Genomic DNA, 16,656 nt, shown 5'->3' with positions numbered 1-16,656 from the left:
TATACCCCCAAAAAAGTTATAAATATGATAAAGTATACATATTAAAATTTGTATAATCATAAACAATTAGAAGTTGTTAAAATATAAGAGAGGTATGGTAGAAAATGGAGCGTACGCTAGTTATTTTAAAACCAGATGCGGTAGAAAGAAAGCTTATAGGAGAAATAATTACAAGATTTGAGAAAAGAAATTTAGAAATTATAAACATGAAAATGACCAAAATTAGCAGGGAAAAGGCCGAGGAGCATTACTCCCATATTAGTGGAATGCCGTTTTTTAATGATATGATAGATTATATAACTATGGGAGAAGTTGTAATAATGATGCTTGAGGGAGAGAATGCCATAAATATGGTAAGAAACATGATTGGCAAGACCAGCAGTATCGAATCCAGTCCGGGGACTGTACGGGGGGATTTTGGCTATCACAGGTTTATGAACCTTATCCATGCATCTGACTCTGTGGAAAGTGCTGAAAAAGAAATTATAAGGTTTTTTGGGCAGGAAACCTAACGTAGTATTATATCCAAGGAGAAAGGGAAGATAGATATGAAAGATTATGAGTGGTTTAAAGGTGAGGTATATAAACTGTCTGGTATTGACTTGTCCTGCTATAAAGAAAAACAGATGAAGAGACGAATTGAGGCACTAATAAGGAAGTATGGAATGGAGCCTTATGAAAGCTATTTAGAAGCTATAAAAGTTAAAAATGACATGTATAATGAATTCATTAACTATCTGACTATAAATGTATCGGAATTTTATAGAAATCCTGAGCAATGGGATGTACTGAAGAATGATATACTGCCGATGATTTTAAACACCAACAGGAGGCTCAGAGTTTGGAGTGCAGCATGTTCAACAGGAGATGAACCATATACTCTTGTTATGATACTCAATAACTTTATGCCATTAAATGAAATAAGAGTAATAGCCACGGATATTGACAAGGAAATTCTTAATAAAGCTCAAGCCGGTATTTATTCGGCTAAAAGCCTTGCAGGGCTGCCCAAAAACTATTTAAGAGAACATTTTATTGATAATGGAGAGACCTATCAAATAAAAGACAGTGTAAAAAAATGTGTAGAATTTAAGCATCACAATTTGTTGAAGGATACCTATCCGGGAGATCTGGATTTGATAGTATGCAGAAATGTTCTTATTTATTTTACTGAAGAAGCTAAATGTGATATTTATCACAAGTTCAATGCATCCTTAAAACCGCATGGCGTACTCTTTGTAGGAAGTACGGAACAGATAATCATGTCAAATAAATTCAATCTAAAGTCTTTAAAAACATTCTTTTATGTAAAGGACAATCCTAACAAGTAAAACTATTTAATAAGGTATAATTAAAAAGTATTTCTGCTTTTTAATTATATTTTTATTGCCTTTATAAAAATTATTGTTAAATGTTGACGTTAAAAATTATTTGTGTAATAATAAATCAGTTCAAAATGTAGAATAAAGGATTGGTAGAAATGGCTTTATTCTAGGGAGGACTAAATAAGGAAATTATTAAAATGCTCGGGAAATATTTACTGTAATATCTAAATTAAAAGTGATAAATCAAATACATTTGTCTGTCGCAAATCCCGTCGAACCATTTGCTATTTGCTCAGCAAAATGTAAGATTATTATCACTATTAATATAAATTGAACATATTTTTTGAGAAAAAAATAATAAAAAAATTGAGATATAAACTTATGAGTAATATAATAATACTATAAAAATTTTAAGCCATTTTTTAAACTTATATTTTAAATAAATTAAAGTACCAATTCTTGACAAGAAAATAGGTAAAAAAATAGTTTCAAAGATATTAAACTTTGAAACCATTTGATTAATTGGTGCGAGAGACGGGACTTGAACCCACACAACCTTGCGGCCACTAGAACCTGAATCTAGCGCGTCTGCCAATTCCGCCACTCTCGCAAAATTAACGCACACCTATTGTACTAAATATATATAAAAAAAGCAAGTGGAAATTTATAATTTTTTTTGGGGGAACAGATGAGAGTTGATTGGTTGGAAAATGACAGGATTATTAATAGGGTAGATGCTATATTGGAAGCTTGTGTAAATAATCTCGGAGTAGAGATTATGAGCATTATTTTATATGGTTCAAGGGCAAGGGGGGATAGAAATTCGCAAAATGACTATGAGTTTATAGTTCTTGTCAATAATAACACATCCCTCAGCACCTTTGTAAAACTCCAGGATAGTCTAAGGATACAGCTATTGAAAGAAAAGCTTTTGCTAGTGAAAATAATTGTATATACTCCTGAAATATTTGAAGATATTTTATACTCCGATAAGGTTACGGGTACGCTTCTATACATGATATGCAAAGAGAATATCATAGTGTATGATAAATATGGTACATTTATATCCATAAAGGAAAGGCTTGCGGTAAATAGCGTTAAAAAAGAGGAAGAATTTCTCAATCAATGTGTTGAATTTGCAAAGATGCTTGGTTCACAGAAATGGGAAAGAAAGTGGGAGAAAACCCTAATGCAGTACAAGTATATGAAAAAGAGAAGAGAAATCTAATTTTATAAAGAAAGTTATTATAAGGATTAATTTTTAAATTGTTAATAGAATTGTATATGTTTGGAATAATATATATAGGTGTCATGGAAATAAAGGTATCAGGAGGAATCAATTTTGAACGATAAATTGCAGCAGTATAAAAATTACATAAGAAATAAAAAGGTGGCTGTGTTAGGAATAGGTGTAAGCAATGTACCGCTTATAAAGTACCTTTCGTCAATGGGGGTTGATATAACAGCATTTGATAAGGCTGATAAATTAAAATTGGGAAGTGTTATAAACGAACTTGAGGCTATAGGAGTTAAATTTAGTCTGGGAGATAACTATTTGGCAAACCTTAAGGGATTCGATGTGGTTTTTAGGACCCCAGGCATGAGATTTGACTTGCCTGAGCTTTTAAAGGCTAAGGAAGAGGGAGCGGAAATAACTTCAGAAATGGAAGTGTTCTTTGAACTGTGTCCTGCAACTATCTATGCGGTTACCGGTAGTGATGGGAAAACTACAACAACAACCCTCATCCATAAATTCCTTGTAGAACAGGGTTATAAATGCTGGCTTGGAGGAAATATAGGCAATCCATTGCTTGACCGCATTGAAGAGATTGAAGAAAGTCACAAGGTGGTGTTGGAACTTAGCAGTTTCCAGCTTCACACAATGAAGAGCAGTCCTGACATAGCTGTCATAACAAATATTTCACCTAACCATCTGGATGTGCATAAATCTATGGGTGAGTATGTGGATGCAAAGAAAAATATATTCAATCACCAAAGTGAAAGAGATAAGCTTATTATAAACTTTGATAATGAAATTACAAGGAATCTTAATAACGAAGCGAAAGGAAAGATTGTTTATTTCAGCAGGGTTAATGAGTTGGATAGCGGTGCTTTGCTTAAAGATGGAAAGCTTGTTTACAGAAAGAACGGAATTGACACTAATATTGTAGAAGCAGAAGAAATTGTTATACCAGGAGTTCATAACATAGAAAATTACCTTGCTGCTATAGCGGCTGTTATTGATGATGTTGAGCCTTCAGTGATGAAACGTGTTGCAACAACATTTAGCGGAGTGGAGCACAGGATAGAACTTGTAAGAGAGATTGACGGAATAAAGTTTTACAACGACTCTATTGCATCAAGTCCTACAAGAACTATTGCCGGGCTTAACTCGTTCAAGCAAAAGGTTATACTTATAGCAGGAGGCTATGATAAAAAAATCCCATACGATGTTATGGGTGAAGTAATTGCAGATAAGGTTAAGAGCCTCGTACTTATTGGCCAGACCGGCAAGAAGATTGACAAAGCACTTAAAGATGAGATAGAAAAGACAGGTAAAGGCAGTGGAATTCCGGTTACTTACAGCGAAAACCTGAAAGATGCTGTTGATTCGGCCCGAAAGTATGCGAAAAGTGGAGATATAGTAATATTATCACCTGCAAGTGCAAGCTTTGATATGTTTAAGAATTTTGCAGAGCGCGGTGATATGTTTAAGGATATTGTAAACAGCCTGTAGAATATTAATTTAAGCAGCTGCTCCGATGAAATGTTGGAGCAGCTGCTTTTGTATAAAATGGCATATATAAATTACAAGAGAAGCTGTAAATCAAGGTTATGAGTAAAACATGATTGACGGTGAAGGTTTGTTGTTATAAAATATACATATGACTGCAAGAAAATACTTATCATATGTATATTTTATAAGGAGGGTTTACAGTTATGAAAAAAGTTTTAGTTTATCTTATGCTATTTGTATTAATGGCAGCATCAATTCCCAATTTTATATTTGCTAATGAAACTACAGGGGAAATCTATAAGGTATGCGGGTATCTTACTTCTGATGTAAAAGGAGCTTTAAATTCCGGATTTAAGGTCTTTATAAAAGGGACTGATATAGAAACATACACTGACGATATAGGGTATTTTGAATTTAACAGCAGGTTTCAGTCTGAAAAAAGTTCAACACTAATTATAACTAAAGACAAATTTCTTGAAAGGAGCTTTGAAATAAGTCCTGTTAATGACATGATGATAGGTTCCTCGGAATTGCCATTTGAAATGTGGGCTGGTGACGTAAATGGTGATAAAATTTCAAATATGGCTGATTTAGTGGTTATTGCAAATTTTTTCAACACATTAAGAGGTGCTGGAAATTATTCCGACAAAGTTGATTTAAACGATGATGGAGCTGTTAACATGTCGGATGTTGTAATAATAGCAAAAAACTTTAATAAAACATCCGGTGATTACACAAAGCCTGAATTATGCGATTTATCTAAAGCGGGCAGATCGGTCATGACTCCGTATTGGGATTATGATATAAAAGCAGGAAATAACATAGTATTCTGTCCCACTTTCCAAATTGCATGGGATGCTTTGAAAAAAGATGTCGGAGGTGATGTTGATTTATTAGGTCAACCGCAATGGCGGATTATCTAAATAAAGGTATCGATTGGAAAAGCTCAATCTCAGAAGACAGTTATTTGGCAATGTCAGGGTTTGGTGATGAGACGGTGGATTTAATAAACAAAGCTTTAAAGACCAAGTTTGGAGATGATGCTCCATCTGTTAACAAAATAGGCCCAGGATCTTACATATCATATGCTTATTTACTTAAGAATATGAAGTTTGCAAAGGTATTTGAAGACACAGCTCCAATCAATTTCAGTTCTAATGGTGCTGCTACCCAGATAAATTCTTTTGGAATAAGCAGGAATTCAAATATGTACAAGGATCTTTCCAAACAAGTTCAAGTATATGATTACAAGAACGATAATGATTTTATTGTTAAATTGTTACCTGAAAATACAAATGAAGAAATAATACTGGCAAAAGTTGAACCTGATGCAACTCTTCATAATACATATGAAAAAGTTGCTGATAGAATAAAGAATTCCAAGCCATCCAATATAGGATTCACCGATTCTCTAAGAATACCTGAAGTGAATGTGAAAGTTTGTGATGATTTTGAAGAACTGCACGATGCTATAAATAATCAGTCTTTAGCTGGATTTAATATTACAAAAGCATATCAGGATGTAACATTCTCATTGAATAAAAGAGGAGCATCTCTTGCTTCGGAGGCAGTGATATTGGCAACATCCGCCATAGTTAAAACAAAGCAGTTGGATTTTGACAAGCAGTTTTTGATTTGCCTTAAAGAAAAGGAGGCAGAAAACCCATATCTTGTTATATGGGTAGACAACTCTGATATATTGGCAAAATCAACAAACTAAGGAAAGAGCATTTCATATTAATAAAGCAAAAAGATCAGTTCAATGAACTGATCTTTTTTAGTGGAGGGAGATGGATTCGAACCATCGAAGTCAGCGACAACAGATTTACAGTCTGCCCCCTTTGGCCACTCGGGAACCCCTCCAAATGGTGCCCAGAGCCGGAATCGAACCAGCGACACGTGGATTTTCAGTCCACTGCTCTACCGACTGAGCTATCTGGGCGAATATTCTGTTAACTTTTATAAGGTATTATTACTTATGTATTAAAGTAAATGGGCCTTCAGGGACTCGAACCCCGGACCAACCGGTTATGAGCCGGTTGCTCTAACCAACTGAGCTAAAGGCCCTTAAAAAAGTCACATGTGTTAGTATAGTAGAAAATATCTATTTAGTCAAGAGAAATTTTAAGAATTTTTTGTTTTTTTATTTTAGTAAGAAATTATTTTGTATTCTACACCATAATTTCTTGCTAAAACAACCAAGGTTTTAAAATCACTTTGCGGTTTTATTTTTATTAGTCAATAATTGCATATTTTTAGAAACAATGCTAATATTAAAATCAATTACTCCACGCATTTGTCTGTCGCAAATAACTTTAAAACCGTTAGTTATTTGCTCCGCCAAAAGCAGGAGTAAAATTGATTTTAACTTATTAAAATCAATTACTCCCTATAAAAAATTCTTTTCAATATAATGTTTTGACGAGGTGAAAAATGGACTATAAAAAAATATTAAAGGAACTGGTTTCGATACTTGCTGTTTCAGGCTTTGAGCATATGTCTGCTGAAAGAATCAGGCAACTTATGGAAGGAAAATGTGATGAGGTTTTAATTGATAGCTTTTTTAATGTAACAGGAGTTAAAAGGGGTATTGGAGAAAGGCCTAAAAAAATAATTATAACAGCTCATTATGATGAGATTGGTTTTTTAGTTAAAAGCATTGATGAAAAGGGATTTGTAACGTTGACAAGTATGGGTGGGTAGATCCAAAGCTCTTGCTGGCCCACGAGGTTGTTATACATGGAAAAAAAGATATTGAAGGTGTAATAGGTGCTAAGCCTCCTCACCTTTTAAAGCCAGAAGAAACGAAAAAGGCGGTTAGTCTAGAAGATTTATCTGTTGATACAGGCTTCTCAAAGGATGAACTGAAAGATAATGTCTCCATTGGGGATACAGTTACAATAAAAGTCCCATTTTTGGAGCTTGAAGGGAAAAAGGTCAGTTCAAAGTCTATGGATAACAGAAGCGGAGTGGCTGCTGTCATCGGAATTATGAACGAGCTTTCCGATATAAAACTAAACAATGACATTTTCTTTGTTGCTACTACGCAGGAGGAGGTTGGATTAAGGGGAGCACAGGTATCTTCATATGCTATTGACCCCAATGCAGCAGTTGTAATTGATGCATGTCATGGGGAAATGCCTGATTGCCCTAAAGAGTCGGTTTTTCCTCTTGGTAAAGGTCCTGCAATAGGTGTTGGACCTAACCTTCACAGAACATTAACAAAGAAGCTGTTTGATATAGCCAAAGACAATGATATTTCACATCAGACTGATATAGAGCCTGACAATACCGGTACGGAAGCTTGGGCAATACAGGTATCACGTTCAGGAATTCCAACAGTGCTTGTTTCAATACCGGTAAGATATATGCATACCGGTACGGAGACCCTGGATATTACCGATGTAGAAAATACCGTCAGGCTGGTAAAAGAGTTTTTAACAGCGTTGGATGACGGAATGGAGGGGATTTTGTGATATTAAAAGAGTTGACTGAGCTAAACGGTATTTCAGGCAGTGAATATAATGTTATGGAATATATTAAAAGCCATGTTGAAAAATATGCAGACAGTATTAACATAGATTCCATGGGGAATCTCATTGCCTTTAAGAAAGGAACTACAGGAAAATATAAGGTTATGCTTTCTGCCCATATGGATGAAGTAGGGCTTATGGTGACTGGCTATCAGGACGGAATGTTGAAGTTTAAAAATGTTGGGGGTCTTGATGAAAGAATACTTCCTGGAAAAATAGTAGTGATAGGTGACAAGCGTATTCCAGGCTTTATAGGTGTTAAGCCTATTCACCTGCAGGAAAGGGAAGAACGTGGTAACAATATAAAGCTTAAAAGCATGTATATAGATATTGGTATGGATAAGAAGGAGGAAGCTGAAGCACTTGCTCCTTTAGGTGAATATGTAGCATTCTACAGCGAATACACTGAGTTGGGAAATGACACTGTCAAAGCCAAGGCTCTGGATGACAGAGTAGGATGTGCAATACTTATGGAGCTTATAAAAGAGAAGTATAATTTTGATCTTTATGCCTGTTTTACAGTTCAGGAAGAGGTTGGACTGAGAGGCTCTGAAATAGCAGCATACAGGATAAAACCCCATCTTGCTCTTATCATGGAGGGTACAACCTGTTCAGATGTTCCCGGGGTTGAAGAACATAACTATTCTACTATATTAGGTGGAGGTGCAGCTCTTACAATTATGGATAGGACCTCTTATGCAGATAAGGTCTTGGTGGATTTTCTGTATAAGCTTGCTGAGGAAAACAATATAAAAGTCCAGTTCAAAAGGACCACTACGGGGGGAAATGATGCAGGAAAAATCCAGCTTACTGGATCGGGAGTCAAGGTTGCTTCCATATCGGTACCTTGCAGGTATATCCATTCGCCTGTCTCAGTTATGAACAAGAAGGATTATGAGTCCTGTCTTGAACTTGCAAAGCTTGCACTGGAAAGGTTCAACAATGATGAAATTTTAGGCGGATTAATTATAGATAAGGTGATTTCTAAAAAATAGCTTGTCAGCTTGAGATTTCAAAAATATTGATTTTACTGCTCTCCACAATGAAAATTAACTTGGGGAATTTTTGAAATCTCCTAAGTAGAAATGGTAAAAATATCTTGAACCCTTTAATAATATATGGGAGGTAGGAATATGTTTGATCTTATAAAAAGTTTGACCGAAAAATTTGGAGTATCGGGAAATGAGGAAGAAATAAGAGAATTTATAAAAAGCAAAGTTGAAAAATATGTAGATAATATAGAAGTTGACACATTAGGAAACCTCATAGCAACCAAAAAGGGCAGAGGTAAGAAAATCATGGTTGCGGCTCACATGGATGAGATTGGTGTTATGGCAACCCATATAGATGACAAAGGCTTTATAAGATTTTCAAATATAGGATGGGTTTCTGCAAATTATGCATTAGGACAGAGAGTTAGATTTGGAAACGGTACAGTAGGAACTGTCTTCTATGAAGAGAAGCTTGAGGATTTAAAGGGACTAAAGCTTTCAAACATGTATATAGATATTGGAGCTAAAGACAAGGCTGATGCACAAAGTAAGGTCAGTATAGGAGATACGGCTGTTTTTTGCGGAGAAGCTCAATTATCGGGAGACATGGTAATATCAAAGGCATTAGATGACAGGTCAGGTTGTGCAGTCTTGATTAAGACGATAGAAAGCCTGCCAAAAACTGAAAATGAAATCTATTTTGTATTTACGGTTCAGGAAGAACTGGGCTTAAGGGGGGCAAGGACTGCAGCTTACAAGCTGCTTCCGGAACTGGCTATTGCTGTAGATGTTACCCTCACAGGAGATACACCTAATTGCAAGCCTATGGAAGTAAAATGCGGAAGTGGACCTGCTATAAAGATAAAGGACAGGTCTGTTATATGCCACAGCAGTGTTAAGCGGCTATTGGAAGAATCCGCTCAGAAAATAAACATACCTTATCAGTTTGAAATACTTGAAAGCGGAGGAAGTGATCCCGGGGCAATCCACGTGACAGCAGGAGGAATTCCATCCGGAGCTATATCAATACCTTGCAGGTATACCCACAGCCCTTCGGAAATGGTATCATTAACTGATATGGAGAATGCCGCTAAGCTGTTAACCCAGAGTTTAGTATAATTTATATGTAAATTATGGTGTCTTTTCGGATTTTAAATGATATTGAGGGATTGACACCATAATTTTACACAATAATGTTAAGTTTTATTGACAAAAACCATTACTGCATTCAGGAGAAGTTAATTTATCATAATAGCATCTTACCTCGCCAGCCCAGTCTTCAAATGTTTCTTTCCAGTAAACACCGTTAAAGAAGTCTGCTATTGACTGCTCGTTTTGGTGATTAAATCTGATAATTGTAAAAGGACCTGCACCTTGTTCTAATAAACCTCCAAAGACATTGTTCATGATAATGCCTTCTTCTACAAGAATCATGATAGGAAGCCCACGCTGATAAGCCATTGCGGTTTCTATTTGTATATAGGGGCTGCTGAGCCAAAAGTTCTCTAAGGTTTGTTGTTAAGGAGTGTCCTTTATTTACTTTGAAAGAATTTTATATTAACATAATATATTTACAATAATGTAAATGTTCGTATGAGTTTATGTTGAACAAAGAATTTATATTAGCAAATGATATTCAATGGTCTGCATTAAGTTTAATATTGAGAAATATTATATGACTGATTTAGATTTATTTATCATATGTTTGTATTGACAATACTTATATTATATCGTAAAATTAGAATATACAGATATTAAGATTAATGCGGTTTGTTAAAATAAGCTTGAGCTACATTAAAGGGAGGCGGATTTTATGAAAGTATTAATAGTAGGCGGAGTTGCCGGTGGTGCAAGTGCTGCGGCAAGAATGAGAAGAGTTAATGAGGATGCAGAGATAATCCTTTTTGAAAAGGGTGAACATATCTCCTTTGCCAATTGTGGTCTGCCTTACTATATAGGTGAGGTCATAAAGGAGAAGGATAAGCTTTTGGTACAGACTCCTGAAAAAATGAAGGAAAGGTTCAGGATTGATGTACGGATAAATAGTGAGGTTACAAAAATTGATACGGTTAATAAAAGAGTAGAGGTTTTAAACCATGCAGAAAATAAAGTGTATACCGAAAACTATGACAAACTCATATTGTCTCCGGGTGCAGAGCCTATAAGACCCGGGCTTCCAGGTATAGATTCCAAAAGAATATTCACCCTTAGGAATATACCCGACACTTTCAGGATCAAGGATTATGTTGACAGGATGAATCCAAAAAGGGCAGTTGTGGTCGGTGCAGGATTTATTGGTCTTGAAGTGGCTGAAAATCTTCACTTAAGGGGCGTTAAGGTTACCGTTGTAGAACTTGCTGATCATGTTATAGGTCCTTTGGATTATGATATGGCAGCTTTGGTACATCAACATTTGAAGACAAAGCATGTTGAGTTTTATTTGAAGGATGCAGTTGAAGCCTTCGAGGATGAGGATGCTTGGGTTAATGTGAAGCTTTCCAGCGGCAGAAACCTTAAAGCTGATATGGTAATAATGGGAATTGGTGTAAAGCCTGAGTCTAAAATTGCAAAGGAAGCGGGAATAGCAATTGGAAAAACGGGCGGAATACTTGTTAATGAGTATATGCAGACATCTAACGAAGATATTTACGCAGTTGGAGACGCTGTAGAGATAAGGGATTTTGTAAGCGGTAAAGAGGCGTTAATTCCTCTTGCAGGACCTGCTAACAAGCAGGGAAGAATCGCAGCCAACAATATTGCGGGACTAAATGAAAAATTTGGTGGAACCCAAGGTACATCAATTGTTAAAGTTTTTGACATAACTGTTGCTGTAACGGGGAATAATGAAAGGATACTGAAAAGAAACGGTATAGAATACGAAAAGTCCTATACTCATTCCGCATCTCATGCAGGATATTATCCTGGTGCAATACCCATGTCAATCAAACTGCTTTTTGGCAAAAAGGATGGCAGGATTTTGGGAGCTCAGATAGTAGGCTATGAGGGTGTAGACAAGAGGATGGATGTCATATCAACAGCCATGAGGGCAAATATGACGGTATATGATCTTGAGACACTTGAACTTTCCTATGCACCTCCATATTCATCGGCAAAGGACCCTGTCAACATAGCAGGTTTTACTGCATCAAACATTTTAAAAAATGATGTGAAAGTTTTTCATTGGGATGAGGTAGGAAGCATTGATGCTGAAAAAGTGATGCTTATAGACGTACGATCGCCTGAGGAGCATAAGTTGGGCAATATTAAGGGATCCGTCAATATCTCTGTTGATGAACTTCGTGACAGACAGGATGAGGTACCAAAGGATAAAGACATATATGTGTACTGCCAAGTTGGGTTAAGGGGTTATCTGGCGTCAAGAATTCTTATGCAGAAGGGATATAAAGTTAAAAACCTTAGCGGAGGTTATAAGACATACCAGGTAGCTGTCCAGAAACAAGCCAATGAGGATATTTACGAGTATGACAAAATTATGAAAAATGACGATATAAAACCGGTTGATGTAAATCCGGAAAGCCGTACTGCAGATACAAAAATTCAGGTTGATGCATGCGGACTCCAGTGTCCTGGTCCCATAATGAAGGTTTATGACACCATTAAGTCCATGAATTATGGTGAAATACTGGAAATAAAGGCCACAGACCCTGCATTTGCAGAAGACATAAAAACATGGTGCAAAACTACAGGAAATAAGCTTATTGATGTAAGATTCGAAAATAATACCTTTAAAGCTACTATTTTGAAAGAAATTAAAAGCAGTGATATGCCGGAAGCTCAAAAAAAAAATGACAAATCAATGGTAATTTTCAGCGGTGACCTTGACCGTGCCATAGCTTCCTTCATCATAGCCAACGGGGCTGCTGCAATGGGAAGAAAGGTAACAATGTTTTTTACCTTCTGGGGACTGAACATACTTAGAAAACCCGAGGGTGCCAATGTCAAAAAGGACTTTTTATCGAAGATGTTTGCTTTTATGATGCCAAAGGGTTCAAAAAAGCTGACACTCTCCAAGATGAGCATGGGTGGGATTGGAGGCAAACTTATAAGGTATCTTATGAAGAAAAAGGAAGTTTCATCTTTGGAAGAGCTTATACAGCAGGCTAAGAAAAACGGAGTGACATTTGTTGCATGTAACATGTCGATGGACATAATGGGAATTAAAAGAGAAGAACTGATTGACGGTATTACCATAGGTGGAGTAGCTACTTTCCTAGGTGCTGCTGAGGATTCGGATATGAATTTGTTTATATAAAACAGGATAAGGTATTAGCAAATAATTAACTGGTCAATGGTCATTTCAAAAAGCTGTATTAATTATATTATACAAAAAATACTTGAATAATGTATTTTTTGAAATGCCCTAAATTACGTATTTACTCTAAAATCCTAAGAGAGAGGAGGGAATAGCATTGGAGGATTTATTAAAAATTGAAAGAAAAGCTGAAAAGCTAAAGGCATTAGCTCATCCCCAAAGGCTTTATATTGTAAAAGGATTGATTGACAATATGTGCAATGTCACAAAGATTCAAGAATGCTTAAACCTCCCTCAATCAACTGTTTCCCAACATTTAGCCAAACTTAAAGCTGTAGGAATAATTGAAGGGAAGCGTTACGGCACTGAAATTTGCTATACAGTCATTGATGAGGAAGCCAAGGAAATTATCAGCCTTTTGCTGGATGAAAAGCAAAGTTGATCTTACATTAGGCAGAGCAAATAACAAATACCTATTTTAGACTACCTTTATCTGCTCTGAATGATAAAATAACAGCTGCTAATGAGAGTATAAAAACTGGTATATGCAAGACTCCAACCCACCAGTTGGTTTTTACAAAAATACATAAATGTATGACCAATTGTGTAAAACCAATTGTGGCACCGCATAATCCTGTGACTCTTAAAGCAGCTGTATTTATATTGGGATAGAAGAAAAACAATATGGCAAGTATCATTGGAGTCATTGTACAAAACATACTATTGCTCCCATTGGTCATGAAATATACAGGGTTAAAATCAGGCATTGAGTTTTTGGGGTTTATAGGATTCCAAAAAGCAAAAAGTGCAAAACAAAAAGCTGTGATTGTCCAAATGTTTACTTTTGGAGGTAAATCGAAATTGTTATTTTTGGTAAAGGCTTCCCAAATCCAGATTCCTGAAAGAATAGGAATAAAAATATAAGATGATGTTATGATTCCTATTCCGTTTATATCTGTATATGAAGTATTCTGCGTCACCCCATAAAAAGCCATCATAAATGCCGCATATATTGAAAACACCCTTGTGAATTTATTTTTTAACACAAATACAAGAATTATAACTATAAGTGCTGTTAAATTCATAATTGGCGAATACTTGGCAAAATAGCTTGTAAAATTGTTGGAGCTTATATCTCCTATGGTTTTAAACCAATTTTGAAAATTCAAAAGAGATAGACCGTTTTTTTGGACAAAAGGCGGGGAAAAGAAAAATATTAATGGAATTAAAGCTATAAACCACCACCGTGCTGTTATAGAAGTGATTGAGGTTTTTTTGTAAATTACTTGCGGTTCCATAATTGCTATTACCTCCTCCAAACTAGAAATTTATGTTATTATTTTATAATAATGTTGTATGCATGTAAATGTTTCTTGATAATAAACATCAAAAAAGTTATTTCATAACTCCGGTATAAAAGGGATTTCGATGCCATGAAATATCTGGTATAATAGAATTAGGGAAGAATTTAATAATGCAAAATTAAAAGTGACAAATGTAAGATTAATATCACTTTTAATATTAATAAGTGAGGTGCCGATATGAAAATAACATTTCTCGGAGCAGCTAAAACAGTAACCGGATCTTGTTATCTAGTTGAAACAAAGAGCTGTAAGTTTCTTGTGGACTGTGGAATGTTTCAAGGCCACTCCAAGGAGATTACTCTAAACCAGGAACCATTTCCTTTTGATGTATCAGAACTATCATTCATTTTACTCACTCATGCACATATCGACCACAGCGGAAGGATTCCCAAAATATACAAGGATGGCTTTGAAGGGACAGTATATGCAACTCATGCTACCTGCGATTTATGCAGCATAATGCTTCCGGATTCCGGACATATTCAGGAAATGGAAGCAGATTGGATTAACAGGAAGAGGGAAAGGGCTGGGAAACATGCAATAGAACCTCTGTACACCTATCAGGATGCAATTGATTGTATAAGCCTGTTTAAGGGGCTAAACTATGGTGAAGCAGTAAAAATCAATGATGATGTTAAGGTTAGATTTAATGATGCAGGACACATCTTGGGATCAGCCATGATAGAGGTTTGGGTCACCGATAGAGGTGACGAGACAAAATTGGTGTTTTCGGGGGATATAGGAAACAGAGATATTCCAATCTTAAGAGACCCATCCATTATCGAATCGGCTGATTATCTAATTATGGAATCAACTTATGGTGACAGGCTTCATGATGATAAAAACAACAGGGTTGATAAGTTTATTGATATTGTGAATGAGGCAGTTGAAAAGGGCGGAAATGTTGTCATACCTTCTTTCGCTGTCGGAAGAACCCAGGAAATCATATATGATATTCATAAGAAGAGAGAACAATTTGAGGGAAAGCTGGAAAGGCTGCTGGATATACCGGTATTTATTGATAGTCCTTTGGCCATATCTGCTACCGAGATTTTCAGAAAAAATCTTGACTGCTACGATGAGGAAGCAAGGCAGTATATAGAAAATGGTGATAATCCATTGGATTTTCCAGGGCTTCAGTTCACTAAAACAGCGGATGAATCAAAGGAACTCAATAATAGGAAAGACAGTATTATTATAATATCTGCAAGTGGAATGTGCGAGGCCGGCAGGATCAAGCACCATTTAAAACATAATCTCTGGAGAGAAGACTCTACCATTCTTTTTGTAGGTTATCAGGCTATAGGTACCTTAGGGAGAAAACTTGTCGAGGGTGCAAAAAAGGTAAAGCTTTTTGGAGAAGAGATTAACGTAAGGGCAAAAATTCAATCAATTGACGGCTTTTCAGGCCATGCAGACAGGGATGATCTCCTCTCTTGGGTTTCAAGGTTTAATAGAAAACCCAAAAAGATATTTATTGTTCATGGTGAAGAGGAGGTAATGGAAACCTTTTCAGAACTAATTAAGGACAAATTGGGAATAGAAACTGTTATACCGGATAAAGGTATGTCCTATGTAATAGGCGGCGGAAAAGTTATCCAGAGCATGGAAAAACCTGAAATTAGCTATCAATTCAAGAGGCTTGCTGTTATTGAGCTACTTGAGACTATGAAGGAAGAATTTAATGAGCTCGCAGAAATTCTTAAAACCGACATGAAAGATGAGAAGGAAGATTTCGAAATAGATGAAATCAGGATTAAGTTAAGGAATCTGGAAAAGCAGATGGTAGATGTTTTAAGATAGATGCGGCTTTGATAAATCTAATTCCATGAGCAGAATGTTTAATCTGCGATTTATAAAAAGAACTAATCTATATGTTTTGCAATAAGCATTTTACATTTTTAATTATTGCAAAACATTTTAGTCAAAGATTAGTTCTTTTTGTATTAATCTAATCATAATTATCATATCTCAAAATTCTTAGGATTGTATATATTATGTGCATCCCTATTTATTATATATTTGAATATTAAATATCTCATAAGGAGTTAACAATTGAATAAAAAATGTCGATTAATTTATAAGTAAAAATAATATTTGCCGGGGGATAATAATTATGTTACAAGGGACTGGAGTATTTAAAATGGATGTAGATCGCAATAATAAGATATTTACTGCATATGCAGAGGGCTTTTTTTCTTTGGAACAAGGTGGTAATTTTTGTGAAGAATTTACAAGAACATCAAAAGAATTGAGCAAGGATGGAAATTATGTTTTAATCGTTGATGTTAAAGACATTTGTTGATACTAAGGAAGAAGCTTTAAAAATGATAAAGGGTATTGATAAATAATTTTATAAAGTTACAAAATTTGAAGGAGTGAAGAGACATGTTTTATGAATTAAACGATATGAGCCTATTGTTTCGCCGCCT

Annotated in this window: 14 protein-coding genes, 4 tRNA genes and 1 pseudogene; 13 read left to right on the top strand and 6 right to left on the bottom strand. The window is 35.6% G+C overall.

Going from position 1 to position 16,656, the window contains the following annotated elements; all coding sequences use genetic code 11:
• Window positions 1-104: 104 nt before the first annotated feature.
• Together ndk and Bccel_RS06920 are read left to right on the top strand one after the other, a co-directional pair.
• Complete coding sequence (gene ndk, locus Bccel_RS06925) at window positions 105-512, top strand: nucleoside-diphosphate kinase (protein WP_036943719.1); 408 nt, start codon at window positions 105-107, stop codon at window positions 510-512.
• Window positions 513-548: 36 nt separating this feature from the next.
• Window positions 549-1,331 carry a CheR family methyltransferase gene (locus Bccel_RS06920; protein ID WP_036943721.1) on the top strand — a complete coding sequence of 261 codons (783 nt, stop codon included), beginning with the start codon at window positions 549-551 and terminating at the stop codon, window positions 1,329-1,331.
• 517 nt (window positions 1,332-1,848) lie between these two features.
• Here Bccel_RS06920 and Bccel_RS06915 read toward each other — a convergent pair.
• Window positions 1,849-1,935, bottom strand: a tRNA-Leu gene (locus Bccel_RS06915).
• A 78-nt stretch (window positions 1,936-2,013) separates the two neighbouring features.
• Here Bccel_RS06915 and Bccel_RS06910 point away from each other — a divergent pair.
• The 4 genes from Bccel_RS06910 (at window position 2,014) to Bccel_RS06895 (ending at window position 5,782) form a co-directional block, all read left to right on the top strand.
• Window positions 2,014-2,553, top strand: a complete 540-nt coding sequence (locus Bccel_RS06910; RefSeq protein WP_036943722.1) for a nucleotidyltransferase domain-containing protein — start codon at window positions 2,014-2,016, stop codon at window positions 2,551-2,553.
• A gap of 114 nt (window positions 2,554-2,667) precedes the next feature.
• Complete coding sequence (gene murD, locus Bccel_RS06905; RefSeq protein ID WP_036943724.1) at window positions 2,668-4,062, top strand: UDP-N-acetylmuramoyl-L-alanine--D-glutamate ligase; 1,395 nt, start codon at window positions 2,668-2,670, stop codon at window positions 4,060-4,062.
• A gap of 203 nt (window positions 4,063-4,265) precedes the next feature.
• Complete coding sequence (locus Bccel_RS06900; RefSeq protein ID WP_050753224.1) at window positions 4,266-4,985, top strand: dockerin type I domain-containing protein; 720 nt, start codon at window positions 4,266-4,268, stop codon at window positions 4,983-4,985.
• The gene (locus Bccel_RS06895; protein WP_050753223.1) at window positions 4,970-5,782 is read left to right on the top strand and encodes a hypothetical protein; all 813 of its coding nucleotides are present in this window, start codon (window positions 4,970-4,972) and stop codon (window positions 5,780-5,782) included. The genes Bccel_RS06900 and Bccel_RS06895 overlap by 16 nt, the downstream gene beginning before the upstream one ends.
• A 61-nt stretch (window positions 5,783-5,843) precedes the next feature.
• Here Bccel_RS06895 and Bccel_RS06890 read toward each other — a convergent pair.
• From Bccel_RS06890 to Bccel_RS06880, 3 genes are all read right to left on the bottom strand, one after another.
• A tRNA-Tyr gene (locus tag Bccel_RS06890) sits at window positions 5,844-5,925 on the bottom strand.
• 3 nt (window positions 5,926-5,928) lie between these two features.
• A tRNA-Phe gene (locus Bccel_RS06885) sits at window positions 5,929-6,004 on the bottom strand.
• A 51-nt stretch (window positions 6,005-6,055) separates the two neighbouring features.
• Window positions 6,056-6,129, bottom strand: a tRNA-Ile gene (locus Bccel_RS06880).
• 366 nt (window positions 6,130-6,495) lie between these two features.
• Here Bccel_RS06880 and Bccel_RS06875 point away from each other — a divergent pair.
• From Bccel_RS06875 to Bccel_RS06865, 3 genes and pseudogenes are all read left to right on the top strand, one after another.
• Window positions 6,496-7,538 (top strand): annotated as a pseudogene (locus Bccel_RS06875) (M42 family metallopeptidase).
• Window positions 7,535-8,590 carry a M42 family metallopeptidase gene (locus Bccel_RS06870; protein WP_036943730.1) on the top strand — a complete coding sequence of 352 codons (1,056 nt, stop codon included), beginning with the start codon at window positions 7,535-7,537 and terminating at the stop codon, window positions 8,588-8,590. The pseudogene Bccel_RS06875 and the gene Bccel_RS06870 overlap by 4 nt, the downstream one beginning before the upstream one ends.
• Before the next feature lie 138 nt (window positions 8,591-8,728).
• The gene (locus Bccel_RS06865; RefSeq protein WP_036943732.1) at window positions 8,729-9,706 is read left to right on the top strand and encodes a M42 family metallopeptidase; all 978 of its coding nucleotides are present in this window, start codon (window positions 8,729-8,731) and stop codon (window positions 9,704-9,706) included.
• Between the two features lie 84 nt (window positions 9,707-9,790).
• On the opposite strand, the gene Bccel_RS06860 is transcribed toward Bccel_RS06865, so the two are convergent.
• The gene (locus Bccel_RS06860) at window positions 9,791-9,994 is read right to left on the bottom strand and encodes a hypothetical protein (protein ID WP_050753222.1); all 204 of its coding nucleotides are present in this window, start codon (window positions 9,992-9,994) and stop codon (window positions 9,791-9,793) included.
• Window positions 9,995-10,400: 406 nt separating this feature from the next.
• Here Bccel_RS06860 and Bccel_RS06855 point away from each other — a divergent pair, with 406 nt between their 5' ends.
• Both Bccel_RS06855 and Bccel_RS06850 read left to right on the top strand, forming a co-directional pair.
• A complete protein-coding gene (locus Bccel_RS06855; RefSeq protein WP_036943734.1) occupies window positions 10,401-12,860 on the top strand; it encodes a CoA-disulfide reductase in 2,460 nt (819 codons plus the stop codon).
• Between the two features lie 157 nt (window positions 12,861-13,017).
• Window positions 13,018-13,302 (top strand): ArsR/SmtB family transcription factor, encoded by a 285-nt coding sequence (locus Bccel_RS06850; RefSeq protein WP_050753221.1) that lies wholly within the window; start codon window positions 13,018-13,020, stop codon window positions 13,300-13,302.
• Between the two features lie 31 nt (window positions 13,303-13,333).
• On the opposite strand, the gene Bccel_RS06845 is transcribed toward Bccel_RS06850, so the two are convergent.
• On the bottom strand, window positions 13,334-14,158 hold the full coding sequence (locus Bccel_RS06845) for a hypothetical protein (RefSeq protein WP_036943738.1): 825 nt from the start codon (window positions 14,156-14,158) through the stop codon (window positions 13,334-13,336).
• A gap of 243 nt (window positions 14,159-14,401) precedes the next feature.
• Between Bccel_RS06845 and Bccel_RS06840 the strand changes: the two genes are divergently transcribed.
• Window positions 14,402-16,027: an MBL fold metallo-hydrolase RNA specificity domain-containing protein gene (locus Bccel_RS06840; RefSeq protein ID WP_036943740.1), complete on the top strand. Its 1,626-nt coding sequence runs from the start codon at window positions 14,402-14,404 to the stop codon at window positions 16,025-16,027.
• 313 nt (window positions 16,028-16,340) lie between these two features.
• Window positions 16,341-16,529 carry a hypothetical protein gene (locus Bccel_RS06835; protein ID WP_050753220.1) on the top strand — a complete coding sequence of 63 codons (189 nt, stop codon included), beginning with the start codon at window positions 16,341-16,343 and terminating at the stop codon, window positions 16,527-16,529.
• Window positions 16,530-16,656: the final 127 nt, after the last annotated feature.

The organism is Pseudobacteroides cellulosolvens ATCC 35603 = DSM 2933, assembly GCF_001262605.1.
Lineage (GTDB): Bacteria > Bacillota > Clostridia > Acetivibrionales > DSM-2933 > Pseudobacteroides > Pseudobacteroides cellulosolvens.
The sequence above is the reverse complement of the archived record's forward strand: the minus strand, read 5'-3'. Positions and strand labels throughout refer to the sequence as shown.

Bases quoted from the DNA above. Each gene is read 5' to 3' on its own strand.
- ndk (WP_036943719.1), top strand. From the start codon at position 105: ATGGAGCGTACGCTAGTTATTTTAAAACCAGATGCGGTAGAAAGAAAG.
- Bccel_RS06920 (WP_036943721.1), top strand. From the start codon at position 549: ATGAAAGATTATGAGTGGTTTAAAGGTGAGGTATATAAACTGTCTGGT.
- Bccel_RS06910 (WP_036943722.1), top strand. From the start codon at position 2,014: ATGAGAGTTGATTGGTTGGAAAATGACAGGATTATTAATAGGGTAGAT.
- Bccel_RS06900 (WP_050753224.1), top strand. From the start codon at position 4,266: ATGAAAAAAGTTTTAGTTTATCTTATGCTATTTGTATTAATGGCAGCA.
- Bccel_RS06895 (WP_050753223.1), top strand. From the start codon at position 4,970: ATGGCGGATTATCTAAATAAAGGTATCGATTGGAAAAGCTCAATCTCA.
- Bccel_RS06865 (WP_036943732.1), top strand. From the start codon at position 8,729: ATGTTTGATCTTATAAAAAGTTTGACCGAAAAATTTGGAGTATCGGGA.
- Bccel_RS06860 (WP_050753222.1), bottom strand. From the start codon at position 9,994: ATGAACAATGTCTTTGGAGGTTTATTAGAACAAGGTGCAGGTCCTTTT.
- Bccel_RS06855 (WP_036943734.1), top strand. From the start codon at position 10,401: ATGAAAGTATTAATAGTAGGCGGAGTTGCCGGTGGTGCAAGTGCTGCG.
- Bccel_RS06845 (WP_036943738.1), bottom strand. From the start codon at position 14,158: ATGGAACCGCAAGTAATTTACAAAAAAACCTCAATCACTTCTATAACA.
- Bccel_RS06840 (WP_036943740.1), top strand. From the start codon at position 14,402: ATGAAAATAACATTTCTCGGAGCAGCTAAAACAGTAACCGGATCTTGT.
- Bccel_RS06835 (WP_050753220.1), top strand. From the start codon at position 16,341: ATGTTACAAGGGACTGGAGTATTTAAAATGGATGTAGATCGCAATAAT.